Genomic DNA, 25,779 nt, shown 5'->3' with positions numbered 1-25,779 from the left:
CTGCTGCGAGGAGCATCATTTTTAATATGATCTTTATCAAAACCAGGTACTTCCATAATAATAATATAGCTAACGCGAAAAGGTTTTTACCATAGTTTTTGTATTTACTCACATATTCACCAGATCTAAATCCTATTAAACATTGCTGGACTAACTTTAAAAACTGTTTACATAAAATTATTGATCAATGCCTAAGTTTTTCCTAATCTGTGGTAGAAACATTTCCGTGTTAGCTATAGAAGTAACTAAACAACCCTCAGCTATAAGCTGAGGGGTTATGAAGTGGAATCGATTAGAAATCGATCATCATTGACTGGCTCACCTTCTTGTTCATCAATATACTGCTGTATCATTTCGTCAGTAATATTACCTGAACTCACTGCCATATATCCTCTAGCCCAAAAATGATTACCCCAAAATTGTTTCCTTAAATGAGCAAATTCTTGCAATAATATTCTTGAGCTACTCCCTTTTAGATATTGTACAAGCTTACTTAAAGCCACTTGAGGACGGTATGAAATAAATATATGAACATGATCACAAGATACTATAATGGACTAATGGTATGGACCTCCTGATATAGAGAATGAAAAGCAGTTGCTAATCTTCTAGGGTTAATATTTAACATATTAAAACAACAATTAAGGAGGTCCATATGGAGGTTACTACAATTGGTATAGATATTGCAAAAAGAATTTTTCAAATTCATGGTGTAGATAAAAATGGCAAGACAGTATTAAAGAAAAAATTGATGAGAGATCAGGTTTTGACATTTATGGCTAATTTACCACAATGTTTAGTAGGGATGGAAGCTTGTGGTGGTTCTAGTTATTGGGCAAGAGAAATAACTAAATTAGGGCATGAAGTAAAACTAATGGCACCGCAATTTGTCAAACCATATGTTAAAACTAATAAAAATGATCAAGCAGATGCTGAAGCGATATGTGAAGCCGTGACAAGACCTAATATGAGATTTGTTGCAATTAAAACTATAGAGCAACAAGAAATTTTATCAATACATAGGGTAAGAGAGAGATTGGTAAAAAATCGTACAGCACTTGCTAATGAAATTAGGGGGCTACTACATGAGTTTGGTTTTATTGTTCCTCAAGGCATTAATAAGGTTATCACAAAATTAATTGAGATTTTAGATGCAGGGAAATTAAGCCAGTTAAGTTATCAAACATTTAGTGAACTAAAAGAAGAATTCTTAGATAATAACAGAAAAATAAAAGAGATACAGGAGTTTCGCACTTAGCAAAATTGTGTATTAGTTAGAAGCCATTTAATGTTGTTCTGAACTGATGTTTTTATAACTTCCCAAGTTTGTTGATATAAAGTAATGTTTTCATTTATCCTCCTTTTGTTCATATCAAGCCAGGCCAATACAGCAAGGCAAATATGATTTCTTTGAGCTCGACCCGTGCGTGCCTGACAGCATTCAATACCACAAGTTTGTTTCAATTCTCGATGATAAACTTCTATAGACCAACGCGCCTTAACAATTTTCTCTATTTGCTCACGTGTAGGATTCTCTAAATTAGTTGTTATGTAATCAATGCGACCATTTTTTGCCACAAACTTAAATACCGTAACCCAACCGTATCCACGTAGGTGAATTTTTAGCCCTTCATCGGGAATCTCTAAAGTTTCCAAGCTAACATTACGATTAACTTTTCTATTTTTTCTTAGGTTGGTAACCCATATCCAACCTAAATTACGTATATGTTTTAAATTATCCAAACCACTATACCAAGCATCCATAACTATAGCATCAGGCTTGATACCTCTTTCTTTAGCTAAAGTAAGCATATCACAAAAATGCTCGTTCTTTGTTTTACCATCAGTTTCTTTATCATATATTCTATAATCTACAGGAGTAGATTGATCAATTTGAGTATTGTAATGCAGTAAGTTTACCATTCCTATACCAGGTATAACATCATGTACAGCCCCAGAATATTGATAATTTACAAGCTCGATCCTCTTACTGTATTGCTTTGACAATAAGGTGTCATCTCCTACTAATAAACAAGGATCTTCCAGATCAATATATTTTGACACTTTGCTATAGATTTCGCTAGGGCGAAAATCCTTACTCTTTAACCATCGACTTGCACTATAGTGCGATAGATCTAATGGACTTACTTCAGATAATGCTTTGCTAGTATATCTTACACTACTTGCTTGTAAGAATGATTTATATAAATCTTTGCTACATTTTGATCTTGTCATTTTTATCTAAAACTATTTTTCTCTAGATTAGCATATTATTTGCTAAGTGCGAAACTCCTGAGATAGAAAAACGATTAACAATGATAGCAAGTAACCTAACTCAATATCAACGATTAAGAGCTATACCTGGTCTTGGTTTAATTACTGCTACTGCTTTAATAGCATCAATAGGTAATGCTACAAGTTTTGAGAATGGCAGGCAATTATCGGCATGGCTAGGATTAGTGCCAAGACAACATTCAAGTGGTGGGAAGGATAAGCTGCTGGGAATTAGCAAGCGAGGTGATATATACTTACGCACTTTATTAATTCAAGGGGCTAGAGCTGTACTAAATGCCAAGATAAGATTTACATCGGAAGAACAGAAATCTAAAAAAGATTTTAGCCAATTTACGAAATGGATGTTTAATTTATCTGAGCGAAGCAGCCATAATAAAACGACAGTTGCCATAGCTAATAAGTTGGCAAGAGTGGTGTTTGCTGTACTAAGATCAGGAGATGATTATGTAGAGAGTAAAGTTTGTAGCTAAAGAGTGTGTAGCATAGCACTTATAAGTAAAATAAATGGTGATTTATATAATGAATAGGTAAAAGCAAAACAATATGTAAGAGATTCCAACCCGAAATATGCTTGAGATAATTAATATTGATGGTAAATAAGACAAACCTTAGCTTACAAAAAAACTGCGTTTTTCAGTGGCTCTTTTAGAAGCCGATGGACTGATAAGTATATAGTTTGTAAGCCAGCGAATTCCATCAGGGCTGTAGAATAAATTAGGTTGATTTATCAGCTATAAGCCGGATACATGACTGCATTTGTTTGTTTTTATTATTGATGTTATTTTTTTCTTGCATTCTACAGGAGGTCCATACATGAAAAAATTGGACAAAAAAATGAAGGAGTGTGTTTCCGCAATAAGTTAGAATAAATAGCAATAAACTTAAGAGGAAAGATGAAGAAAAATAAAGTAAAAATTTTCAGTGCTTCAGAAACAACGGGGATAGTATTAGAATTAATAAAAGAGGAGTCGACACTTGGTCAGTTAGCTTCAAAATATGCAATAAGTGTTAAAACAATTCAAAATTGGAAAAAACAGTTTTTAGGTAATGCGGCATTAGCTTTTGAACCAGCTAAAGTTTTGAGTGAATATCAAGAACAAATAAATCATTTACAAGAGCAAAATGATGAACTTGCTAAAGCTCTTGGTAGAATCACAGTTGAGAGGGACTGGGCCGTGGGAAAGCTCAAAAGCTTGGATTTATCAAATAAAAAGAGTCTTGTACACTCCAAGCTAAATCAACTCTCAAAATCAAGACAGTGTGAACTATTAAAGATTAGTCGATCTACAGCCTACTATAAATCCAAGGAGATGAGTATAAATAAATTAAGTATTTTAAATAGGGAAAGTTCTATAATTAATTAAGCCAGATATAATCAATTTTTAATCTCTCAGGGTTTAATTCCCCGAAGCTCTGCTTCGTGATATCATAAGAAACAACTAAAACTTTTTTAGATACCTCGTAGCTCTGCTGCGAGGAGCATCATTTAAATATAGATATATCATGGCTCATTTAACGATAGATGAAAGATTTAAAATATACGAAATGAATAAGAGTGGTTATAGCTCGCGATATATAGGGACAAAGATTGGCCGTGATAAAAGCACTATATGTTATGAACTCAAGAGAATGAGGCATAATTATAGACCAGATAGGGCTAACACACTTGCTTGCAGTTTAAGGCAAGGTAAGAGAAAAAGAAAATTAGATATTGATAATAATTTACGAGCAGAAATAATAAAGCAGTTAACACAGGGTATTTCACCAGATATAATTTCAGGTAGACGTAAACTATCACGAGATACTGTCAATATTTCTACAGAGAGTATATACCAGTTTATTTATACATCTCCTATAGCACAAAGGCAAAAATTATATTTATCTTTAGCAAGAAAAAGGAAAAATAGGTTGCATCATGGTACAAGAATCAGAAACAAAAGAATTACAATACCAAATCGAGTTTCCATTACTGAAAGACCAGAGATAAATAGAAAGATAGCAGCAATAGGTCATTTAGAAGGTGATTTAACTTTTAACAAAGGTAATCAAAGTCGTAATATAGGCGCTCTTGTGGATATCAGAACACAAAAAGTGTTTCTCACTTTAAACCGTTCAAAAAGAACACAAGATGTGATTGGTAACATGAATAAAAAACTTAAACAATTGTCGCATATAATCAAAAGCATAACGTTAGATAATGGCAAAGAATTTACCAATCATGAACAACTATTGCCAAAATCTGAACGAAAAGTATATTTTTGCAATCCTTACAGGAGTTTCGCACTTAGCAAAATTGTGTATTAGTTAGAAGCCATTGGCTCTGTCTCATCAATTGTGTAAATTTCGTGAACCATTAAATTCTACCATCAAATTTGATCATAAAATGAGCCATAGCTTCATTCCAATTGGGGATAGGCATAGACCATTTTTTGGTAATATAATCAATTGTCAGATATAAAACTTTAAATACTGCGTCATCATTTGGAAAGATGCGTTTATTCTTAGTAACTTTTCTCAATTGGCTATTCAGCGATTCTATCGCATTTGTAGTGTAAATAATCTTACGAATCTCCTTTGGATATTGCAAGAAAATTATCAAATTATCCCAATTATTATACCAAGATTTAGCTATATGCGGATATTGCTTACTCCATTTTTGATCAAATGACTCAAGAGCTAATTCTGCTTCTTTTTCAGTAGCAGAAGTATAGATTAGTTTCAAATCCGCTGCTAATTGCTTTCTATCTTTATATGATACATATTTGAGGCTATTCCTGATCTGATGGACAATACAAATTTGATGTTCAGTTTTCGGATATACTGATGCAATAGCATCAGACATACCAGTTAGATTATCACTACAAGCAATTAAGATATCTTTTACTCCTCGATTCTTCATTTCAGTAAAATTACCAAGCCAAAATTTAGCTCCTTCATTCTCACTTATCCATAAGCCTAAAATATCCTTTCTGCCAGATAAATCTATTCCTAAAGCTACATATACTGATTTATTAATAATAAGTTTATCTTGTCTTACTTTCACTACTAAACAGTCAAAATATACTATAGGGTATACTGATTCAAGAGGTCTACTCTGCCAAATCTTGACCTCATCTATTACTTCATCTGTAATCCTGCTGATTAGGCTCTCACTGATCTCAGCTCCATATAATTCTTGCAATTGTGTTTTAATATCAGACACACTCATACCCTTCGCATATAAGGATATTATCTTTTGGTCTAAGCCATCTATTCTTGTTTGTTTCTTTGAGACTATTATAGGTTCAAATTTACCTTGTCTGTCTCTTGGAACATTTATCTCTATAGTACCATTCTCACTAATCAGATTCTTACTAAAACTACCATTCCTCGCATTCTCAGTTTCAGCTCTATCATACTTGCTATAACCTAAATGTTCTGACATCTCAGCATGCAGTGCTCGCTCTAAAATACCCTTGGTTAATTCCTTAATTAATCCATTCTGACTTAGTACTGTTTTTAAATCTACTCCGCCTTCTATCAGCAAATCTATTGCTTCATTTATTTTTTTATTCTTCTCTATTTGCATTTCTGTTACCTATATTTTTAATTACTTCTAATATAGGCTCAACAAAAATTTACACAATCATTGCAAAAGACTCAAGCCATTTAATGTTGTTCTGAATTGATGTTTTTATAACTTCCCAAGTTTGTTGATATAAAGTAATGTTTTCATTTATCCTCCTTTTGTTCATATCAAGCCAGGCCAATACAGCAAGGCAAATATGATTTCTTTGAGCTCGACCCGTGCGTGCCTGACAGCATTCAATACCACAAGTTTGTTTCAATTCTCGATGATAAACTTCTATAGACCAACGCGCCTTAACAATTTTCTCTATTTGCTCACGTGTAGGATTCTCTAAATTAGTTGTTATGTAATCAATGCGACCATTTTTTGCCACAAACTTAAATACCGTAACCCAACCGTATCCACGTAGGTGAATTTTTAGCCCTTCATCGGGAATCTCTAAAGTTTCCAAGCTAACATTACGATTAACTTTTCTATTTTTTCTTAGGTTGGTAACCCATATCCAACCTAAATTACGTATATGTTTTAAATTATCCAAACCACTATACCAAGCATCCATAACTATAGCATCAGGCTTGATACCTCTTTCTTTAGCTAAAGTAAGCATATCACAAAAATGCTCGTTCTTTGTTTTACCATCAGTTTCTTTATCATATATTCTATAATCTACAGGAGTAGATTGATCAATTTGAGTATTGTAATGCAGTAAGTTTACCATTCCTATACCAGGTATAACATCATGTACAGCCCCAGAATATTGATAATTTACAAGCTCGATCCTCTTACTGTATTGCTTTGACAATAAGGTGTCATCTCCCACTAATAAACAAGGATCTTCCAGATCAATATATTTTGACACTTTGCTATAGATTTCGCTAGGGCGAAAATCCTTACTCTTTAACCATCGACTTGCACTATCGTGCGATAGATCTAATGGACTTACTTCAGATAATGCTTTGCTAGTATATCTTACACTACTTGCTTGTAAGAATGATTTATATAAATCTTTGCTACATTTTGATCTTGTCATTTTTATCTAAAACTATTTTTCTCTAGATTAGCATATTATTTGCTAAGTGCGAAACTCCTGCCTTATTCTCCATGGCAAAAACCATTGATAGAGAAGATTAACTCAATGGTGCACAGAGTATACTCTAAATCTTTAGATATAAAAAAATTAACAATAAAGCAATTACAAGAAATTGAGGATTTTTTAAATAATTTACCAAGAAAAGTGCTCGGTTATAAAACACCCAATGAGGTATGGGAAGAAAATATAAATCTGGCTTAATTAATACTGGAATTTACCATTAATAATAAGTTTATCTTGTCTTACTTTCACTACTAAACAGTCAAAATATACTATAGGGTATACTGATTCAAGAGGTCTACTCTGCCAAATCTTGACCTCATCTATTACTTCATCTGTAATCCTGCTGATTAGGCTCTCACTGATCTCAGCTCCATATAATTCTTGCAATTGTGTTTTAATATCAGACACACTCATACCCTTCGCATATAAGGATATTATCTTTTGGTCTAAGCCATCTATTCTTGTTTGTTTCTTTGAGACTATTATAGGTTCAAATTTACCTTGTCTGTCTCTTGGAACATTTAGCTCTATAGTACCATTCTCACTAATCAGATTCTTACTAAAACTACCATTCCTCGCATTCTCAGTTTCAGCTCTATCATACTTGCTATAACCTAAATGTTCTGACATCTCAGCATGCAGTGCTCGCTCTAAAATACCCTTGGTTAATTCCTTAATTAATCCATTCTGACTTAGTACTGTTTTTAAATCTACTCCACCTTCTATCAGCAAATCTATTGCTTCATTTATTTTTTTATTCTTCTCTATTTGCATTTCTGTTACCTATATTTTTAATTACTTCTAATATAGGCTCAACAAAAATTTACACAATCATTGCAAAAGACTCTGGAATGCCTTTGTACATATCTTATCCGCCCTAATTGCATACTGTATGAAACCTAACAAACCTGCTATATCTCAAAATTAGCTAATCCAGAATTCAGGTTATTAGTATTTTTAACTGGCTCTAGTTCATAAATCATGGGATGACAGGGGAAAATGATCCACGCAAGCAAACCTCATGCAGGAATGACATGCTACCTTGTTCTAGTTCAATAGAATGACGCCTTACTATTCATCCCCTATTTTTAATGCTGCGATGAATGCAGATTGTGGGATTTCAATATTGCCGTACTGCCTCATTCTCTTCTTACCGGCTTTTTGCTTCTCAAGCAGCTTACGCTTACGGGTTATATCACCGCCATAACATTTGGATAAAACATCTTTACGCAATGCCTTAATAGTTTCACGGGCAATAATACGGCTGCCGATACTTGCTTGAATTGCAATATCGATCTGCTGTCTTGGTATCAAATCCTTTAGCCTTACGCATAACGCCCTCCCCCGCTGCTCAGCACGTGAGCGATGTACGATTGTCGATAACGCATCAACTACCTCGCTGTTAACTAAAATCCCAAGCTTCACAAGTTCAGACGGCTCGTATGTATCCATTTGCCACTCAAAACTTGCATAACCTTTAGAACAACTTTTTAACCGATCGTAAAAATCATATACTATCTCATTTAGTGGCAATTTATATACTACTTTTGCCCTGTTTGCTATATAGTTGTGATCTAACTGAATTCCTCTTTTTTCAGTGCAAAGCGATAATACCGCACCTAAAAACTCATCAGGTACCATTATAGTTGCTTTAATCCAAGGTTCTTCCATTGAGTCGATTTTTTGCAAATCAGGTAAATCGGCAGGATTGTGAATCTCTAGCACTTCACCCTCACGCATATGCATTTTATACACTACACTTGGAGCGGTAGTAATTAAATTTAGATCAAACTCTCTACTTAAACGTTCCTGTATGATCTCTAAATGTAGCAACCCTAAAAAACCACACCTAAAACCAACTCCTAAAGCTGATGAGCTTTCCATTTCATACTTAAAGCTAGCATCATTAAGACGTAATTTTGCCAATGAATCCTTTAAATGCTCAAACTCGCTACTATCTGTCGGATAAAGTCCACAAAATACAACCGGCAAGTTTGGTTTAAATCCGGGTAGAGCTTGCTCACAAGGTTTTTTCTCATCGGTAATAGTATCTCCAACCTTACAATCTGCTACCTGCTTTATAGAAGCAGTGAAAAAGCCGATTTCCCCTGCATGCAGAACATCCGAAATATGTTTTTTAGGAGTGAAATATCCAACATTCTCGATTGTATAAACCGAATTCGTTGCCATCATTTTGACTTTCATATTCTTACGTAATGATCCGTCAATAACTCTTACTAAAATAACAACACCAAGATAAGGGTCATACCAACTATCAACAAGCAATGCTTTTAAAATATCCGTACTACTCTCTTTTGGTGGAGGCAATTTATTTACTATTACTTCTAAAACTAAATCAATACCTATACCACTTTTGGCAGAAATCAATACTGCCTCACTCGCATCAATCCCGATTATATCCTCTATTTGCTGCTTTACCTGGTCAGGTTCTGAAGCCGGAAGGTCAATCTTATTAAGTACCGGTACTATTTCGTGATCATTCTCGATTGCCTGATAAACATTGGCAAGAGTTTGAGCCTCTACCCCTTGCGTACTATCAACTACTAATAATGAACCCTCACAGGCTGCAAGCGATCTACTAACCTCATAAGCGAAATCGACATGCCCAGGGGTATCCATCAAATTTAAATAATATGTGTTGCCGTCTTTAGCCTTATATACAAGCCGTACAGTTTGGGCTTTAATCGTTATACCACGCTCCTTTTCAATATCCATCGAATCTAGTACTTGCTGGCTCATTTCTCTAGCCTGCAGACCGCCGCAATACTCAATTAACCGATCAGCTAAAGTAGATTTACCGTGATCAATATGAGCTATTATTGAGAAGTTCCTTATATATTTTTGATTATTCATAATTATTGTGATATAATTTGCGTTTGTTTGTTACCTGTCACCCCGTGACGGCATTGTTGCGTGGATCAATTTTTCCTCTGTCATCCCGCGACTTGATCGTGGGATCCAGCTTAAAATACTAAAATTATTAGTATTAAAAGTTGCTTTTCTGGATCCCGTGGACAAGCCACGGGATGACAGAGCTGATCCATGTAATAACACTTTTGCGGGAATGACATGTAATATATAACAAAATAAAAATATATAACAGGAAAAAATAATGCGCGCGGAAATAGAGAATTACGTTAAGAAAATTGAGCAGTCTTTAGAATTGCTTCGGAGGTCACTTTGACGTCGAAACGTCAGCAGCTAGACTAGCAGAGTTAGAGGAGTTAGCGGCTAGTCCCGATCTATGGAATGATCAAGCTAATGCTCAAAAATTACTACGAGAAAAAAGCAATCTAGAAGAACAATTAGGAGCTTATAATAAAATTAGATCTAATCTAAAAGATGCATTAGAGCTTGAAGAAATGGCTGAAGCTGAAAATGATCTAGAGATAATGCAGCAAGTCGAGAAAGATTTACAATCCTTAAGCACTATTGCCGCAAAATTTGAAACTGAGTGTTTGTTTTCAGGTGAAGCAGATAGTAATAACTGCTTTTTAGAAATAAATGCCGGAGCGGGAGGAACAGAAAGTCACGATTGGGCTTCTATCATGATGCGTATGTATTTACGTTTTGCTGAAAGATTAGGCTTCAAAACTGAGATCATTAATATGATTAACGGCGAAGAAGCAGGCATAAAATCATGCACGATTAGGATAATCGGCAGACGTGCTTATGGTTGGCTTAAAACTGAAGCAGGCGTGCATAGGCTGGTACGTATTTCGCCATTTAATGCTGTAGGCAAACGCATGACCAGCTTTGCAAGTAGTTGGGTATATCCAGAAATTGACGACAATATAGCAATTACCATTGAGGATAAAGATTTAAGGATTGATACTTTTAGAGCATCAGGAGCGGGAGGACAACACGTTAATACCACCGATTCAGCGGTACGCATCACTCATATACCTACAGGCACGGTTACACAATGTCAAAGCGACAGATCGCAACATAAAAATAAAGCTCAGGCTATGAAAATGCTGCACGCTAAACTCTATGAGCTTGAAATGCAAAAATGCACCGATAGTGTTAACGAGCAGAATGCCGCCAAGACGGATAATAGTTGGGGACATCAGATTAGATCGTATGTTTTACAGCCATATCAAATGGTAAAAGATTTACGTACCGATTACGAGACTTCCGATACAAAGGGTGTACTTGATGGCGATCTCGAAAAATTCGTCTCGGCAAGTCTATCTATGAATGCTGGCGGTAAGAAATAATGAGCAATATTTTAAGTAATACTTTGTCACCCCGTGGCGGCATTGCCCGCGTGGATCGAAAAACGCCCTCGTTGTCATCCCGTGGCTTGTCCACGGGATCCAGTAATTAAAAATACGAATAAAAAAAGCTCGATTTCTCTCGCTTTATGCTGGATCTAGTTCCCAAGCTACGGGATGACATCAAGACCCTATAGTATAACTTAATGCGATAAGGTAGTGACTTTTTTAAGAACATAGTAAACAGCATCATAGAATGTTTCAAAATCTCCTGCAACTTTCCTAATTTCATTCTTGATTTTAAACCAGTAATGCTCAATAGGATTTAAATCAGGAGAATAAGTTGGTAAAAATAAAATACTGCAACCAGCAGATTCAATTAACGTTTTCACTTTTGTACTTGGAAAGTTATATAATTAATTAAGCCAGATATAATCAATTTTTAATCTCTCAGGGTTTAATTCCCCGAAGCTCTGCTTCGTGATATCATAAGAAACAACTAAAACTTTTTTAGATACCTCGTAGCTCTGCTGCGAGGAGCATCATTTAAATATAGATATATCATGGCTCATTTAACGATAGATGAAAGATTTAAAATATACGAAATGAATAAGAGTGGTTATAGCTCGCGATATATAGGGACAAAGATTGGCCGTGATAAAAGCACTATATGTTATGAACTCAAGAGAATGAGGCATAATTATAGACCAGATAGGGCTAACACACTTGCTTGCAGTTTAAGGCAAGGTAAGAGAAAAAGAAAATTAGATATTGATAATAATTTACGAGCAGAAATAATAAAGCAGTTAACACAGGGTATTTCACCAGATATAATTTCAGGTAGACGTAAACTATCACGAGATACTCAGGAGTTTCGCACTTAGCAAAGTTGCGAATCAGTTAAAAGCCATCTGATATTGTTTTGAATTGATGTTTTTATAACTTCCCAAGTTTGTTGATATAAAGTAATGTTTTCATTTATCCTCCTTTTATTCATATCAAGCCAGGCAAATACTGCAAGGCAAATATGATTTCTTTGAGCTCGGCCCGTGCGTGCCTGACAGCGTTCAATACCACAAGTTTGTTTTAATTCTCGATGATAAACCTCTATAGACCAACGTGCCTTAACAATTTTCTCTATTTGCTCACGTGTGGGATTTTCCAAGTTCGTTGTTATGTAATCAATGCGACCGTTCTTTGCCACAAACTTAAATACCGTAACCCAACCGTATCCACGTAGGTGAATTTTTAGCCCCTCATCGGGTATCTCTAAACTTTCCAAGCTAACATTATGATTAACTTTTCTATTTTTCCTTAGGGTGGTAACCCATAGCCAGCCTAAATTACGTATATGTTTTAAATTCTCCAACCCGCTATACCAAGCATCCATGACTATGGCATCAGGATTGAGACCTCTTGCTTTAGCTAAAGTAAGCATATCACAAAAATGCTCATTCTTTGTTTTACCATCAGTGTCTTTATCATATATTCTATAATCTACGGGAGTAGATTGAGCAATTTTAGTATTGTAATGTAGTAAGTTTACCATTCCTATACCAGGTATAACATCATGTACAGCTCCAGAATATTGATAACGTACAAGCTCAATCTTCTGACTGTATTGCTTTGATAATAAGGTGTCATCCCCCACTAATAAACACGGTGCTTCCCAATCTATATATTTTGACACTTCCTTATAGATTTCGCTAGGACGAAAATCCTTACTCTTTAACCATCGACTTGCACTATCGTGAGATAGATCTACTGGACTCACTTCAGATAATGCCTTGCTAGTATATCTGACACTACTTGCTTGTAAAAATGATTTATATAAGTCCTTGCTACATTTTGTTCTTGTCATTTTTATCTAAAACTATTTTTCTCTAGATTAACATACTTTTTGCTAAGTGCGAAACTCCTGTCTTGTTTTTTTGCTAAAAATTATATAGAGTATCTTCTATCCCTTGTAAATACTTACTTCCAAACCTAGATTAATCCAGAATTCAGGTTTAAAGAAAAATTATGGGGAAGTGAGTTTTGGAGTAAAGGATATTTTATGAGCACAGTAGGTAAACATGGTGATGAGCAGAAATTACGTAATTATGTACAGAATCAAAGTTCAGGCAAACCTTCTTATAAAGCATTTCAACAAAAACAGTTAAAGCTTTTTGGATAGATACCTCGTAGCTCTGCTGCGAGGAGCATCATTTCAATAAAAAACATATCTAAAAACAACAATGGCACGTAATAAAACAAACAACGATAAAAATATAGCGAACGATGAAGCAAGTACTGTATTAGCAAGAGTTTTACCTTCAAATGTTCAAGCAGAACAAATGTTGCTTGGAGCAATTTTAACTAACAATGAATTGCTAAATTATGTATCAGAATTTTTACGCAGTGAACATTTTTTTGAGCCTATTCACCAAAAAATCTATAACGGAATTGAAGTAATTACCGAGAAAGGTTTAATAGCTACCCCTATAACATTACGTAGTATGCTAGCAAATGATGAGCTTTTTCATGAAATGGAGGGAGCTGAATATTTAGCAAAATTAGTCACTATGTCAATGATGGTAATTAATCCTATTGACTATGGTAAAATAATATATGATTTAGCAATAAAACGTTATTTAATAAATATCGGTGAAGAAGTAGTAAACGACGCATATAATTCTTCTTTAGAGTTTGAAGCAAAAGAACAAATTGAACGAGCCGAATCTAAGCTTTATGATTTAGCTAGTGAAGGGATAAATGAAAAAAGCTTTACCAAAATTGCTATACCTATTTCAGAGTCGATTGCCAGCATAAATAGAGCAATGAAAAATAACGATCACGTGATAGGCATATCTACTGGCTTAATTGATTTAGATAGTAAATTATTTGGTTTTCATAATTCTGATCTTGTAATTCTGGCAGGACGTCCTGCGATGGGTAAAACGGCATTTGCTTTAAATTTAGCTTTAAATGCTTGCAATAATATGCTTATTAAAAATAAGCGGGATAATCAAGAAGTGCAATCTGTGGGATTTTTCTCTCTAGAAATGTCCTCCGAGCAGCTTACAACACGTTTGCTTTCAATGAGTGCAGGCATTGACTCTACTACTCTTCGCACAGGAATGATTAATGAAGCGAATTATAATCGTCTTCGCAAAGAAGCCATAGCTTTATCAGAATTATCATTTTTTATTGATGATACTCCTGCCTTAACTATTTCAGCTATAAGAACACGTGCTAGAAGAATGAAACGCAAGCATAATTTAGGTATATTATTTGTCGATTATTTACAATTAATTAGAGGTGTAAGTAAATCCGATAATAGGGTTAATGAAGTTTCAGAAATCACCCAAGGTTTAAAAGCTATAGCAAAAGAATTAAATATTCCTGTCATTGCATTATCTCAGCTATCAAGAGCCGTAGAGCTTCGTGAGGATAAAAGACCTATGCTATCCGATCTTAGAGAATCAGGAAGTATTGAACAAGATGCCGATATAGTTATGTTTATTTACCGAGAAGAATATTATCTAAGCAGAAAAGAGCCAGCAGTAAGCGATCCTAAACATGCCGAAAAATATGCTGAATGGCAAGATAATATGAGTAAAGCACATAATATTACCGATATTATAATTGCAAAACACCGTAGTGGTCCTGTTGGTAATGTTCAACTTTTCTATGACAGTCAATATTCTAAATTTGTTAATCTACTGAAGTTTTGACAAAAATTCTAATTTTTCTGACTAAAGTAAAAATTTATATTTAAAGTTAAATATTTAGTGCTTTTATCAGCTTAAAAGCGATATTTCTACAATTTAAAGTAAATTATTTGATATATAATACAAATTATAGATTGATACACTCGCCACTTTTTTTAATAAACATTTTTTGTCAAAACTTCAGATTTGAGCGTATTTATATCATAACTTATAAACCTGAATTCTGGATTAATCTAGGTTTGGAAGTAAGTATTTACAAGGGATAGAAGATACTCTATATAATTTTTAGCAAAAAAACAAGAGTATCCCCATGAAGAAAGATATTACTGCATTATTTTGTTTTGTCGATGATTTTTGTAAAATTAGCGAGCAGTGGATTAATAAATCATTTCTACCATTAATCTCTCAGGGTTTAATTCCCCGAAGCTCTGCTTCGTGATATCATAAGAAACAACTAAAACTTTTTTAGATACCTCGTAGCTCTGCTGCGAGGAGCATCATTAACTTATCTCGAGAGAGTTTTGCTTGCTTCAGCAATCTGGCAATACGTTGTTGTTGTCTATGTTCTAACTCACGTATGGCTAACTCCTGTAGATAATCTATATATGTTTTCTTTTCTTGCTCAAAGCTTTCTGCAACTGATTTATAGCACGATGCAAAAGTAGGTAAGCAAAGGTTCTTGAGTAAATTATTTAGCGGTTGCGGAGTTATTATCTGTTTACTCATGCAACCTCCATTGTTTTAAAGCAATGTAATTGATCATATTCAGACAGTATTGGTTGATTAATTTTTACTGAACAAACAGTTTGAGTCTGGCTATTTAGTAAATCTGTAATATGATCAATTATTGGCTCAATCTTCTTTTCTAATAGCACTTCTAATGCAGTAACTACATTCAATTCTCCATACATTGTTGCTAATTGTAATATTTTAAGATATATTTTATGCCCTTTATATGGATATATAGAGATAAGCTGGTCATATACCTGACGAAATATAGCACGTGGGAATAAAGCTTCATAATATTGATATTGAACAAATGCTCCAGGTTTACGTACTAAACTATCAATAATATGTCTATAATCAATAACTATAATGGACTAATGGTATGGACCTCCTGATATAGAGAATGAAAAGCAGTTGCTAATCTTCTAGGGTTAATATTTAACATATTAAAACAACAATTAAGGAGGTCCATATGGAGGTTACTACAATTGGTATAGATATTGCAAAAAGAATTTTTCAAATTCATGGTGTAGATAAAAATGGCAAGACAGTATTAAAGAAAAAATTGATGAGAGATCAGGTTTTGACATTTATGGCTAATTTACCACAATGTTTAGTAGGGATGGAAGCTTGTGGTGGTTCTAGTTATTGGGCAAGAGAAATAACTAAATTAGGGCATGAAGTAAAACTAATGGCACCGCAATTTGTCAAACCATATGTTAAAACTAATAAAAATGATCAAGCAGATGCTGAAGCGATATGTGAAGCCGTGACAAGACCTAATATGAGATTTGTTGCAATTAAAACTATAGAGCAACAAGAAATTTTATCAATACATAGGGTAAGAGAGAGATTGGTAAAAAATCGTACAGCACTTGCTAATGAAATTAGGGGGCTACTACATGAGTTTGGTTTTATTGTTCCTCAAGGCATTAATAAGGTTATCACAAAATTAATTGAGATTTTAGATGCAGGGAAATTAAGCCAGTTAAGTTATCAAACATTTAGTGAACTAAAAGAAGAATTCTTAGATAATAACAGAAAAATAAAAGAGATAGAAAAACGATTAACAATGATAGCAAGTAACCTAACTCAATATCAACGATTAAGAGCTATACCTGGTCTTGGTTTAATTACTGCTACTGCTTTAATAGCATCAATAGGTAATGCTACAAGTTTTGAGAATGGCAGGCAATTATCGGCATGGCTAGGATTAGTGCCAAGACAACATTCAAGTGGTGGGAAGGATAAGCTGCTGGGAATTAGCAAGCGAGGTGATGTATACTTACGCACTTTATTAATTCAAGGGGCTAGAGCTGTACTAAATGCCAAGATAAGATTTACATCGGAAGAACAGAAATCTAAAAAAGATTTTAGCCAATTTACGAAATGGATGTTTAATTTATCTGAGCGAAGTAGCCATAATAAAACGACAGTTGCCATAGCTAATAAGTTGGCAAGAGTGGTGTTTGCTGTACTAAGATCAGGAGATGATTATGTAGAGAGTAAAGTTTGTAGCTAAAGAGTGTGTAGCATAGCACTTATAAGTAAAATAAATGGTGATTTATATAATGAATAGGTAAAAGCAAAACAATATGTAAGAGATTCCAACCCGAAATATGCTTGAGATAATTAATATTGATGGTAAATAAGACAAACCTTAGCTTACAAAAAAACTGCGTTTTTCAGTGGCTCTTTTAGAAGCCGATGGACTGATAAGTATATAGTTTGTAAGCCAGCGAATTCCATCAGGGCTGTAGAATAAATTAGGTTGATTTATCAGCTATAAGCCGGATACATGACTGCATTTGTTTGTTTTTATTATTGATGTTATTTTTTTCTTGCATTCTACAGGAGGTCCATACATGAAAAAATTGGACAAAAAAATGAAGGAGTGTGTTTCCGCAATAAGTTAGAATAAATAGCAATAAACTTAAGAGGAAAGATGAAGAAAAATAAAGTAAAAATTTTCAGTGCTTCAGAAAAAACGGGGATAGTATTAGAATTAATAAAAGAGGAGTCGACACTTGGTCAGTTAGCTTCAAAATATGCAATAAGTGTTAAAACAATTCAAAATTGGAAAAAACAGTTGTTAGGTAATGCGGCATTAGCTTTTGAACCAGCTAAAGTTTTGAGTGAATATCAAGAACAAATAAATCATTTACAAGAGCAAAATGATGAACTTGCTAAAGCTCTTGGTAGAATCACAGTTGAGAGGGACTGGGCCGTGGGAAAGCTCAAAAGCTTGGATTTATCAAATAAAAAGAGTCTTGTACACTCCAAGCTAAATCAACTCTCAAAATCAAGACAGTGTGAACTATTAAAGATTAGTCGATCTACAGCCTACTATAAATCCAAGGAGATGAGTATAAATAAATTAAGTATTTTAAATAGAATAGATGAAATATATACAGATAATCCTGAATTTGGTTATCGCTATATTCATCAACAGTTACTAGAAGATGGTTTTATTGTCGGTAAAGATCGAGTACTGAAATATATGAGGATGATGGGTATAGAAGCTATTTACCCACATAAGAAAAAATCTACTTCTCGAAACGATAGTGAGCATAAGATCTATAGCTACTTACTTGATCAATATTGGACTAAATCTGGCTCAACAAAGCAAGTGTATGTGCCTAATGTGAATGAGGTTTGGAGTGGTGACATTACTTACATTAGAACTAATGGTGGCTTTATGTATATGGCAGCTATTATTGGCATAGCAAGGCCATATTGAGCTATAAACTGTCAAATTCTATGGATGCATCTCTTGTAACTGATGTCTTGAAACAAGCTCTCAGTAAGTATAACGCTCCACAGATATTTAATAGTGATCAAGGTAGCCAATATACCAGTTATGACCACATAAATATTCTCAAGGAGCATGATATCCAAATTTCAATGAATGGCAAAGGTAGAAGTATTGATAATATAGTAATAGAAAGGTTTTTTAGAACTTTAAAATATAATTGTATCTTTATTAATGATTTTAACAATGTTAAAGAGTTAAAAGAGGGGATTGATCATTATCTGAATAAATATAATTATCACAGATTTCATTCAAGTATTGGTTATAAAAAGCCTATGAATGTATATCTGAATTATATGCAAAATTATCAGCAAATTGCTGCCTGATAATCGAAAAATTAGGAAAACATACTACTCATTTTTTTGTCTTGATTTTTCATGTATGGACCTCCTGTAGAATGCAAGAAAAAAATAACATCAATAATAAAAACAAACAAATGCAGTCATGTATCCGGCTTATAGCTGATAAATCAACCTAATTTATTCTACAGCCCTGATGGAATTCGCTGGCTTACAAACTATATACTTATCATGTATGGACCTCCTGTAGAATGCAAGAAAAAAATAACATCAATAATAAAAACAAACAAATGCAGTCATGTATCCGGCTTATAGCTGATAAATCAACCTAATTTATTCTACAGCCCTGATGGAATTCGCTGGCTTACAAACTATATACTTATCAGTCCATCGGCTTCTAAAAGAGCCACTGAAAAACGCAGTTTTTTTGTAAGCTAAGGTTTGTCTTATTTACCATCAATATTAATTATCTCAAGCATATTTCGGGTTGGAATCTCTTACATATTGTTTTGCTTTTACCTATTCATTATATAAATCACCATTTATTTTACTTATAAGTGCTATGCTACACACTCTTTAGCTACAAACTTTACTCTCTACATAATCATCTCCTGATCTTAGTACAGCAAACACCACTCTTGCCAACTTATTAGCTATGGCAACTGTCGTTTTATTATGGCTACTTCGCTCAGATAAATTAAACATCCATTTCGTAAATTGGCTAAAATCTTTTTTAGATTTCTGTTCTTCCGATGTAAATCTTATCTTGGCATTTAGTACAGCTCTAGCCCCTTGAATTAATAAAGTGCGTAAGTATACATCACCTCGCTTGCTAATTCCCAGCAGCTTATCCTTCCCACCACTTGAATGTTGTCTTGGCACTAATCCTAGCCATGCCGATAATTGCCTGCCATTCTCAAAACTTGTAGCATTACCTATTGATGCTATTAAAGCAGTAGCAGTAATTAAACCAAGACCAGGTATAGCTCTTAATCGTTGATATTGAGTTAGGTTACTTGCTATCATTGTTAATCGTTTTTCTATCTCTTTTATTTTTCTGTTATTATCTAAGAATTCTTCTTTTAGTTCACTAAATGTTTGATAACTTAACTGGCTTAATTTCCCTGCATCTAAAATCTCAATTAATTTTGTGATAACCTTATTAATGCCTTGAGGAACAATAAAACCAAACTCATGTAGTAGCCCCCTAATTTCATTAGCAAGTGCTGTACGATTTTTTACCAATCTCTCTCTTACCCTATGTATTGATAAAATTTCTTGTTGCTCTATAGTTTTAATTGCAACAAATCTCATATTAGGTCTTGTCACGGCTTCACATATCGCTTCAGCATCTGCTTGATCATTTTTATTAGTTTTAACATATGGTTTGACAAATTGCGGTGCCATTAGTTTTACTTCATGCCCTAATTTAGTTATTTCTCTTGCCCAATAACTAGAACCACCACAAGCTTCCATCCCTACTAAACATTGTGGTAAATTAGCCATAAATGTCAAAACCTGATCTCTCATCAATTTTTTCTTTAATACTGTCTTGCCATTTTTATCTACACCATGAATTTGAAAAATTCTTTTTGCAATATCTATACCAATTGTAGTAACCTCCATATGGACCTCCTTAATTGTTGTTTTAATATGTTAAATATTAACCCTAGAAGATTAGCAACTGCTTTTCATTCTCTATATCAGGAGGTCCATACCATTAGTCCATCGGCTTCTAAAAGAGCCACTGAAAAACGCAGTTTTTTTGTAAGCTAAGGTTTGTCTTATTTACCATCAATATTAATTATCTCAAGCATATTTCGGGTTGGAATCTCTTACATATTGTTTTGCTTTTACCTATTCATTATATAAATCACCATTTATTTTACTTATAAGTGCTATGCTACACACTCTTTAGCTACAAACTTTACTCTCTACATAATCATCTCCTGATCTTAGTACAGCAAACACCACTCTTGCCAACTTATTAGCTATGGCAACTGTCGTTTTATTATGGCTACTTCGCTCAGATAAATTAAACATCCATTTCGTAAATTGGCTAAAATCTTTTTTAGATTTCTGTTCTTCCGATGTAAATCTTATCTTGGCATTTAGTACAGCTCTAGCCCCTTGAATTAATAAAGTGCGTAAGTATACATCACCTCGCTTGCTAATTCCCAGCAGCTTATCCTTCCCACCACTTGAATGTTGTCTTGGCACTAATCCTAGCCATGCCGATAATTGCCTGCCATTCTCAAAACTTGTAGCATTACCTATTGATGCTATTAAAGCAGTAGCAGTAATTAAACCAAGACCAGGTATAGCTCTTAATCGTTGATATTGAGTTAGGTTACTTGCTATCATTGTTAATCGTTTTTCTATCTCTTTTATTTTTCTGTTATTATCTAAGAATTCTTCTTTTAGTTCACTAAATGTTTGATAACTTAACTGGCTTAATTTCCCTGCATCTAAAATCTCAATTAATCTCTCAGGGTTTAATTCCCCGAAGCTCTGCTTCGTGATATCATAAGAAACAACTAAAACTTTTTTAGATACCTCGTAGCTCTGCTGCGAGGAGCATCATTTTTGTGATAACCTTATTAATGCCTTGAGGAACAATAAAACCAAACTCATGTAGTAGCCCCCTAATTTCATTAGCAAGTGCTGTACGATTTTTTACCAATCTCTCTCTTACCCTATGTATTGATAAAATTTCTTGTTGCTCTATAGTTTTAATTGCAACAAATCTCATATTAGGTCTTGTCACGGCTTCACATATCGCTTCAGCATCTGCTTGATCATTTTTATTAGTTTTAACATATGGTTTGACAAATTGCGGTGCCATTAGTTTTACTTCATGCCCTAATTTAGTTATTTCTCTTGCCCAATAACTAGAACCACCACAAGCTTCCATCCCTACTAAACATTGTGGTAAATTAGCCATAAATGTCAAAACCTGATCTCTCATCAATTTTTTCTTTAATACTGTCTTGCCATTTTTATCTACACCATGAATTTGAAAAATTCTTTTTGCAATATCTATACCAATTGTAGTAACCTCCATATGGACCTCCTTAATTGTTGTTTTAATATGTTAAATATTAACCCTAGAAGATTAGCAACTGCTTTTCATTCTCTATATCAGGAGGTCCATACCATTAGTCCACTATCATATTAGCATATTTGACAGAAAAGTATCATGGGAATTATAATGGGAAGCAATTACGCTGTTTGCAGAAAAGGTTGAAACAATGGAGAGCTGCACATGGTAAGGATAAGACAGTAATCTTTTTACAAAATATTCTTCCTGGCAAACAGAGTCAGTCTGATTGGACCAATATGAATCAATTGGGTATTTGTATTGGTGAGTCTTTTGCAATGATTGTGTAAATTTTTGTTGAGCCTATATTAGAAGTAATTAAAAATATAGGTAACAGAAATGCAAATAGAGAAGAATAAAAAAATAAATGAAGCAATAGATTTGCTGATAGAAGGTGGAGTAGATTTAAAAACAGTACTAAGTCAGAATGGATTAATTAAGGAATTAACCAAGGGTATTTTAGAGCGAGCACTGCATGCTGAGATGTCAGAACATTTAGGTTATAGCAAGTATGATAGAGCTGAAACTGAGAATGCGAGGAATGGTAGTTTTAGTAAGAATCTGATTAGTGAGAATGGTACTATAGAGCTAAATGTTCCAAGAGACAGACAAGGTAAATTTGAACCTATAATAGTCTCAAAGAAACAAACAAGAATAGATGGCTTAGACCAAAAGATAATATCCTTATATGCGAAGGGTATGAGTGTGTCTGATATTAAAACACAATTGCAAGAATTATATGGAGCTGAGATCAGTGAGAGCCTAATCAGCAGGATTACAGATGAAGTAATAGATGAGGTCAAGATTTGGCAGAGTAGACCTCTTGAATCAGTATACCCTATAGTATATTTTGACTGTTTAGTAGTGAAAGTAAGACAAGATAAACTTATTATTAATAAATCAGTATATGTAGCTTTAGGAATAGATTTATCTGGCAGAAAGGATATTTTAGGCTTATGGATAAGTGAGAATGAAGGAGCTAAATTTTGGCTTGGTAATTTTACTGAAATGAAGAATCGAGGAGTAAAAGATATCTTAATTGCTTGTAGTGATAATCTAACTGGTATGTCTGATGCTATTGCATCAGTATATCCGAAAACTGAACATCAAATTTGTATTGTCCATCAGATCAGGAATAGCCTCAAATATGTATCATATAAAGATAGAAAGCAATTAGCAGCGGATTTGAAACTAATCTATACTTCTGCTACTGAAAAAGAAGCAGAATTAGCTCTTGAGTCATTTGATCAAAAATGGAGTAAGCAATATCCGCATATAGCTAAATCTTGGTATAATAATTGGGATAATTTGATAATTTTCTTGCAATATCCAAAGGAGATTCGTAAGATTATTTACACTACAAATGCGATAGAATCGCTGAATAGCCAATTGAGAAAAGTTACTAAGAATAAACGCATCTTTCCAAATGATGACGCAGTATTTAAGGTTTTATATCTGACAATTGATTATATTACCAAAAAATGGTCTATGCCTATCCCCAATTGGAATGAAGGGTAAATTCCAGTATTAATTAAGCCAGATTTATATTTTCTTCCCATACCTCATTGGGTGTTTTATAACCGAGCACTTTTCTTGGTAAATTATTTAAAAAATCCTCAATTTCTTGTAATTGCTTTATTGTTAATTTTTTTATATCTAGTCTATCCGCCAAAAACACTTCAAATCCTGATCATTTGTAATGGGATAGAGTTTTGACAACAAATTGCTAAGATTTTCAATAAAAATTAATAAGTTATGTTAATTTTTACTGATACATTTCTGTGTTGGTCTAATTTTGATATGGAGCTATTGTTAACGATTTTTTATCGTTCATCTAGTTTTTGCATGATGATATTTTTGATTTATGTGGAGTTAGACACGATTTGTAAATGATTTGCAATGCATCGTAAATTCAAACCAATAGCAGAGATTATTGGATTGATAATATCTCCTATCATACCTTTCAAGAAGTTTCTACCCATCCGACCATATTGCTTTAAGTGACCTATTATTGGTTCTATGGCACTGCGTCTCTTGATCATAGACTTGTCCTCTTGTAACAACTTCTTCCGCGTTTTTGGGGTATATACCTTACTCTTCTCCTTTACATTGCTACCACTATACCCAAGATCAACAAATGATTTCTTTATCTTGATTCCAGTGACACTCTCTACTGCTTCAAAGCTCTGATGCAATGTATGACCATCATAAGGATTATTATGAAACGATTTTGCGGATAAAACAAAATTTCTACGACCACTTACTACTACCGCTACTTTATTGCCAAACTCATATGGCTTGTTGCGTTTTCCCTTTCCTATACACTCTACTTCAGGGGCATGAAAACTATATAATACTTTGTTATCTTCTTTATATTGCTTTTTAGCTTCTCTTTTTAAAACAGATTGGTTATGTATTTGTTTTATTTTTTGCAATACTTCTTGATTTTTGAGAGACAAGTTTAATTGCTTATTTTTGATCTCACGCTCACATACTCTAATCAAACGACCCAGTAATATTTTTAAATGCTTCATTATTTTCCAACGCTTCTTGGCTTTACTATGTTCTTTATATTTCCATAGCTTTACTATATCGCGTTTATAGGTTCTAGCGTATGTTTCATTCAAATGTATACCCAAACTGTTGCAAAGCTTTACTATGCTAAGCCTAGCTTTATCCATTAAATAAACATCGTGTGGGTGTTTGATATTCTTAATTTGTACAGTCGTATCAGCGATGATTAATTCCAAATCTTTTTTTTTAATTGTGTTAGTTTTTATCCCAACCCTGATCAACTCCGATAATATCTCATTATATCCAGCTTCACCTAATACACTACGAAACCGTCGTATACTAGTTTCCGAGATAGCTATGTCTTTTTCTATATATTCCCACCCGCAGAAATACTGCCAATACATATTCTCTTTTAGCTCTTCCTCTGATAATGAATCTGAAAAATTATACATTGCTTGTAGCATCGTTATGCCAAGCATCACTCTATGACATTTTCTATTTCTACCAAATTTCTTAATACAAACATTTTTTGATAACCACTCTTCGAGCCTAGACCAATTTATTAATTCTCTTAATTTATATAGCTTATTATTTGGGTTTAATTCTTCTTTTAATTTATAACCAAACAGTTTCCCTTGTTCTTGCGATTTGATAATGTTGTCTATTGGCATTGACTGAAATCCATAAGGTTTATGACCATATTTTATCATTTTCTTACGGATTGTTGTATTACTTCTTGTCTTAAAACCATATTATCTATAAGGCTTGTAGAGTTTTGGCGGACGGACTATCTAAAGATTTAGAGTATACTCTGTGCACCATTGAGTTAATCTTCTCTATCAATGGTTTTTGCCATGGAGAATAAGGATTGCAAAAATATACTTTTCGTTCAGATTTTGGCAATAGTTGTTCATGATTGGTAAATTCTTTGCCATTATCTAGTCTATCCGCCAAAAACACTTCAAATCCTGATCATTTGTAATGGGATAGAGTTTTGACAACAAATTGCTAAGATTTTCAATAAAAATTAATAAGTTATGTTAATTTTTACTGATACATTTCTGTGTTGGTCTAATTTTGATATGGAGCTATTGTTAACGATTTTTTATCGTTCATCTAGTTTTTGCATGATGATATTTTTGATTTATGTGGAGTTAGACACGATTTGTAAATGATTTGCAATGCATCGTAAATTCAAACCAATAGCAGAGATTATTGGATTGATAATATCTCCTATCATACCTTTCAAGAAGTTTCTACCCATCCGACCATATTGCTTTAAGTGACCTATTATTGGTTCTATGGCACTGCGTCTCTTGATCATAGACTTGTCCTCTTGTAACAACTTCTTCCGCGTTTTTGGGGTATATACGATAGTGGACTGAAAAATCAAGACAAAAAAATGAGTAGTATGTTTTCCT

Annotated in this window: 18 protein-coding genes and 12 pseudogenes; 14 read left to right on the top strand and 16 right to left on the bottom strand. The window is 33.8% G+C overall.

Features of this window, described 5'->3' with window-relative positions:
* Positions 1-275: 275 nt before the first annotated feature.
* A pseudogene (gene tnpA / locus AAHI98_RS12110) lies at positions 276-548 on the bottom strand (IS200/IS605 family transposase); the annotation flags it as partial.
* Between the two features lie 107 nt (positions 549-655).
* Between tnpA and AAHI98_RS12105 the strand changes: the two are divergent.
* Positions 656-1,246: pseudogene (locus AAHI98_RS12105) on the top strand (IS110 family RNA-guided transposase); the annotation flags it as partial.
* 8 nt (positions 1,247-1,254) lie between these two features.
* Here AAHI98_RS12105 and AAHI98_RS12100 read toward each other — a convergent pair.
* The gene (locus AAHI98_RS12100) at positions 1,255-2,235 is read right to left on the bottom strand and encodes an IS701 family transposase (protein WP_342225974.1); all 981 of its coding nucleotides are present in this window, start codon (positions 2,233-2,235) and stop codon (positions 1,255-1,257) included.
* A 26-nt stretch (positions 2,236-2,261) separates the two neighbouring features.
* Between AAHI98_RS12100 and AAHI98_RS12095 the strand changes: the two genes are divergently transcribed.
* The 3 genes and pseudogenes from AAHI98_RS12095 to AAHI98_RS12085 all read left to right on the top strand — a co-directional run.
* The gene (locus tag AAHI98_RS12095; protein ID WP_410526254.1) at positions 2,262-2,765 is read left to right on the top strand and encodes an IS110 family RNA-guided transposase; all 504 of its coding nucleotides are present in this window, start codon (positions 2,262-2,264) and stop codon (positions 2,763-2,765) included.
* A 423-nt stretch (positions 2,766-3,188) separates the two neighbouring features.
* A complete protein-coding gene (locus tag AAHI98_RS12090) occupies positions 3,189-3,659 on the top strand; it encodes a hypothetical protein (RefSeq protein ID WP_342225973.1) in 471 nt (156 codons plus the stop codon).
* A 139-nt stretch (positions 3,660-3,798) separates the two neighbouring features.
* Positions 3,799-4,566 (top strand): annotated as a pseudogene (locus AAHI98_RS12085) (IS30 family transposase); the annotation flags it as partial.
* An 82-nt stretch (positions 4,567-4,648) separates the two neighbouring features.
* Here the strand turns inward: AAHI98_RS12085 and AAHI98_RS12080 are convergent.
* The gene (locus tag AAHI98_RS12080) at positions 4,649-5,863 is read right to left on the bottom strand and encodes an IS256 family transposase (RefSeq protein ID WP_342224684.1); all 1,215 of its coding nucleotides are present in this window, start codon (positions 5,861-5,863) and stop codon (positions 4,649-4,651) included.
* A gap of 49 nt (positions 5,864-5,912) precedes the next feature.
* Positions 5,913-6,893 (bottom strand): IS701 family transposase, encoded by a 981-nt coding sequence (locus tag AAHI98_RS12075; protein ID WP_342225972.1) that lies wholly within the window; start codon positions 6,891-6,893, stop codon positions 5,913-5,915.
* Between the two features lie 60 nt (positions 6,894-6,953).
* Here AAHI98_RS12075 and AAHI98_RS12070 point away from each other — a divergent pair.
* Positions 6,954-7,154, top strand: a pseudogene (locus tag AAHI98_RS12070) (IS30 family transposase); the annotation flags it as partial.
* Positions 7,155-7,172: 18 nt separating this feature from the next.
* Here the strand turns inward: AAHI98_RS12070 and AAHI98_RS12065 are convergent.
* Positions 7,173-7,730, bottom strand: a pseudogene (locus AAHI98_RS12065) (IS256 family transposase); the annotation flags it as partial.
* Between the two features lie 297 nt (positions 7,731-8,027).
* The gene (gene lepA, locus AAHI98_RS12060; RefSeq protein ID WP_342225969.1) at positions 8,028-9,830 is read right to left on the bottom strand and encodes a translation elongation factor 4; all 1,803 of its coding nucleotides are present in this window, start codon (positions 9,828-9,830) and stop codon (positions 8,028-8,030) included.
* 259 nt (positions 9,831-10,089) lie between these two features.
* On the opposite strand from lepA, the gene prfB reads away from it, so the two are divergent.
* Positions 10,090-11,197, top strand: a protein-coding gene (prfB, locus tag AAHI98_RS12055; protein ID WP_342225968.1) for a peptide chain release factor 2 whose coding sequence is annotated in 2 segments (ribosomal slippage) — positions 10,090-10,158 and positions 10,160-11,197 — 1,107 coding nt in all. Because the reading frame shifts where the segments join, the coding sequence is not laid out codon by codon here.
* Positions 11,198-11,397: 200 nt separating this feature from the next.
* On the opposite strand, the pseudogene AAHI98_RS12050 reads toward prfB, so the two are convergent.
* Positions 11,398-11,586, bottom strand: a pseudogene (locus AAHI98_RS12050) (transposase); the annotation flags it as partial.
* A gap of 171 nt (positions 11,587-11,757) precedes the next feature.
* Between AAHI98_RS12050 and AAHI98_RS12045 the strand changes: the two are divergent.
* Positions 11,758-12,075 (top strand): annotated as a pseudogene (locus AAHI98_RS12045) (helix-turn-helix domain-containing protein); the annotation flags it as partial.
* Here AAHI98_RS12045 and AAHI98_RS12040 read toward each other — a convergent pair.
* On the bottom strand, positions 12,075-13,055 hold the full coding sequence (locus AAHI98_RS12040; RefSeq protein ID WP_342225548.1) for an IS701 family transposase: 981 nt from the start codon (positions 13,053-13,055) through the stop codon (positions 12,075-12,077). The pseudogene AAHI98_RS12045 and the gene AAHI98_RS12040 overlap by 1 nt on opposite strands.
* Positions 13,056-13,184: 129 nt before the next feature.
* On the opposite strand from AAHI98_RS12040, the gene AAHI98_RS12035 reads away from it, so the two are divergent.
* The 3 genes and pseudogenes from AAHI98_RS12035 to AAHI98_RS18730 all read left to right on the top strand — a co-directional run.
* Positions 13,185-13,370 (top strand): transposase, encoded by a 186-nt coding sequence (locus tag AAHI98_RS12035; RefSeq protein WP_342226204.1) that lies wholly within the window; start codon positions 13,185-13,187, stop codon positions 13,368-13,370.
* A 61-nt stretch (positions 13,371-13,431) separates the two neighbouring features.
* Positions 13,432-14,910, top strand: coding sequence for a replicative DNA helicase (locus AAHI98_RS12030; protein WP_342225966.1), 1,479 nt, complete (start codon positions 13,432-13,434; stop codon positions 14,908-14,910).
* Positions 14,911-15,217: 307 nt separating this feature from the next.
* A pseudogene (locus tag AAHI98_RS18730) lies at positions 15,218-15,316 on the top strand (IS982 family transposase); the annotation flags it as partial.
* A gap of 56 nt (positions 15,317-15,372) precedes the next feature.
* Here the strand turns inward: AAHI98_RS18730 and AAHI98_RS12025 are convergent.
* Positions 15,373-15,633, bottom strand: a complete 261-nt coding sequence (locus AAHI98_RS12025; RefSeq protein WP_342225965.1) for a hypothetical protein — start codon at positions 15,631-15,633, stop codon at positions 15,373-15,375.
* Positions 15,630-15,806, bottom strand: a complete 177-nt coding sequence (locus AAHI98_RS12020) for a hypothetical protein (RefSeq protein ID WP_342224661.1) — start codon at positions 15,804-15,806, stop codon at positions 15,630-15,632. Before AAHI98_RS12020 ends, AAHI98_RS12025 begins: the two co-directional genes overlap by 4 nt.
* A gap of 299 nt (positions 15,807-16,105) precedes the next feature.
* Between AAHI98_RS12020 and AAHI98_RS12015 the strand changes: the two genes are divergently transcribed.
* Together AAHI98_RS12015 and AAHI98_RS12010 are read left to right on the top strand one after the other, a co-directional pair.
* Positions 16,106-17,155: an IS110 family RNA-guided transposase gene (locus AAHI98_RS12015; RefSeq protein WP_342224642.1), complete on the top strand. Its 1,050-nt coding sequence runs from the start codon at positions 16,106-16,108 to the stop codon at positions 17,153-17,155.
* 423 nt (positions 17,156-17,578) lie between these two features.
* Positions 17,579-18,771 (top strand): annotated as a pseudogene (locus AAHI98_RS12010) (IS3 family transposase).
* Positions 18,772-19,320: 549 nt separating this feature from the next.
* Here AAHI98_RS12010 and AAHI98_RS12005 read toward each other — a convergent pair.
* Positions 19,321-20,370 (bottom strand): IS110 family RNA-guided transposase, encoded by a 1,050-nt coding sequence (locus AAHI98_RS12005; protein ID WP_342224642.1) that lies wholly within the window; start codon positions 20,368-20,370, stop codon positions 19,321-19,323.
* Positions 20,371-20,658: 288 nt separating this feature from the next.
* Positions 20,659-21,808 (bottom strand): annotated as a pseudogene (locus tag AAHI98_RS12000) (IS110 family RNA-guided transposase).
* Between the two features lie 119 nt (positions 21,809-21,927).
* Between AAHI98_RS12000 and AAHI98_RS11995 the strand changes: the two are divergent.
* Positions 21,928-22,134 (top strand): hypothetical protein, encoded by a 207-nt coding sequence (locus AAHI98_RS11995; protein ID WP_342225964.1) that lies wholly within the window; start codon positions 21,928-21,930, stop codon positions 22,132-22,134.
* Between the two features lie 49 nt (positions 22,135-22,183).
* Positions 22,184-23,362: an IS256 family transposase gene (locus tag AAHI98_RS11990; RefSeq protein ID WP_342225963.1), complete on the top strand. Its 1,179-nt coding sequence runs from the start codon at positions 22,184-22,186 to the stop codon at positions 23,360-23,362.
* A 13-nt stretch (positions 23,363-23,375) separates the two neighbouring features.
* On the opposite strand, the pseudogene AAHI98_RS11985 reads toward AAHI98_RS11990, so the two are convergent.
* The 4 genes and pseudogenes from AAHI98_RS11985 to AAHI98_RS11970 form a co-directional block, all read right to left on the bottom strand.
* A pseudogene (locus AAHI98_RS11985) lies at positions 23,376-23,504 on the bottom strand (IS30 family transposase); the annotation flags it as partial.
* Positions 23,505-23,706: 202 nt separating this feature from the next.
* On the bottom strand, positions 23,707-25,068 hold the full coding sequence (locus AAHI98_RS11980) for an IS5 family transposase (RefSeq protein WP_342224717.1): 1,362 nt from the start codon (positions 25,066-25,068) through the stop codon (positions 23,707-23,709).
* A gap of 79 nt (positions 25,069-25,147) precedes the next feature.
* Positions 25,148-25,300, bottom strand: a pseudogene (locus AAHI98_RS11975) (IS30 family transposase); the annotation flags it as partial.
* Between the two features lie 202 nt (positions 25,301-25,502).
* Positions 25,503-25,751: a hypothetical protein gene (locus AAHI98_RS11970; protein WP_410526236.1), complete on the bottom strand. Its 249-nt coding sequence runs from the start codon at positions 25,749-25,751 to the stop codon at positions 25,503-25,505.
* Positions 25,752-25,779: the final 28 nt, after the last annotated feature.

Origin of the sequence: Rickettsia endosymbiont of Urophora cardui, from assembly GCF_964030725.1 — a bacterium.
Classification (GTDB): domain Bacteria; phylum Pseudomonadota; class Alphaproteobacteria; order Rickettsiales; family Rickettsiaceae; genus Rickettsia.
The sequence above is the reverse complement of the archived record's forward strand: the minus strand, read 5'-3'. Positions and strand labels throughout refer to the sequence as shown.

Bases quoted from the DNA above. Each gene is read 5' to 3' on its own strand.
- AAHI98_RS12100 (WP_342225974.1), bottom strand. From the start codon at position 2,235: ATGACAAGATCAAAATGTAGCAAAGATTTATATAAATCATTCTTACAA.
- AAHI98_RS12090 (WP_342225973.1), top strand. From the start codon at position 3,189: ATGAAGAAAAATAAAGTAAAAATTTTCAGTGCTTCAGAAACAACGGGG.
- AAHI98_RS12080 (WP_342224684.1), bottom strand. From the start codon at position 5,863: ATGCAAATAGAGAAGAATAAAAAAATAAATGAAGCAATAGATTTGCTG.
- AAHI98_RS12075 (WP_342225972.1), bottom strand. From the start codon at position 6,893: ATGACAAGATCAAAATGTAGCAAAGATTTATATAAATCATTCTTACAA.
- lepA (WP_342225969.1), bottom strand. From the start codon at position 9,830: ATGAATAATCAAAAATATATAAGGAACTTCTCAATAATAGCTCATATT.
- AAHI98_RS12040 (WP_342225548.1), bottom strand. From the start codon at position 13,055: ATGACAAGAACAAAATGTAGCAAGGACTTATATAAATCATTTTTACAA.
- AAHI98_RS12030 (WP_342225966.1), top strand. From the start codon at position 13,432: ATGGCACGTAATAAAACAAACAACGATAAAAATATAGCGAACGATGAA.
- AAHI98_RS12025 (WP_342225965.1), bottom strand. From the start codon at position 15,633: ATGAGTAAACAGATAATAACTCCGCAACCGCTAAATAATTTACTCAAG.
- AAHI98_RS12015 (WP_342224642.1), top strand. From the start codon at position 16,106: ATGGAGGTTACTACAATTGGTATAGATATTGCAAAAAGAATTTTTCAA.
- AAHI98_RS12005 (WP_342224642.1), bottom strand. From the start codon at position 20,370: ATGGAGGTTACTACAATTGGTATAGATATTGCAAAAAGAATTTTTCAA.
- AAHI98_RS11990 (WP_342225963.1), top strand. From the start codon at position 22,184: ATGCAAATAGAGAAGAATAAAAAAATAAATGAAGCAATAGATTTGCTG.
- AAHI98_RS11980 (WP_342224717.1), bottom strand. From the start codon at position 25,068: ATGATAAAATATGGTCATAAACCTTATGGATTTCAGTCAATGCCAATA.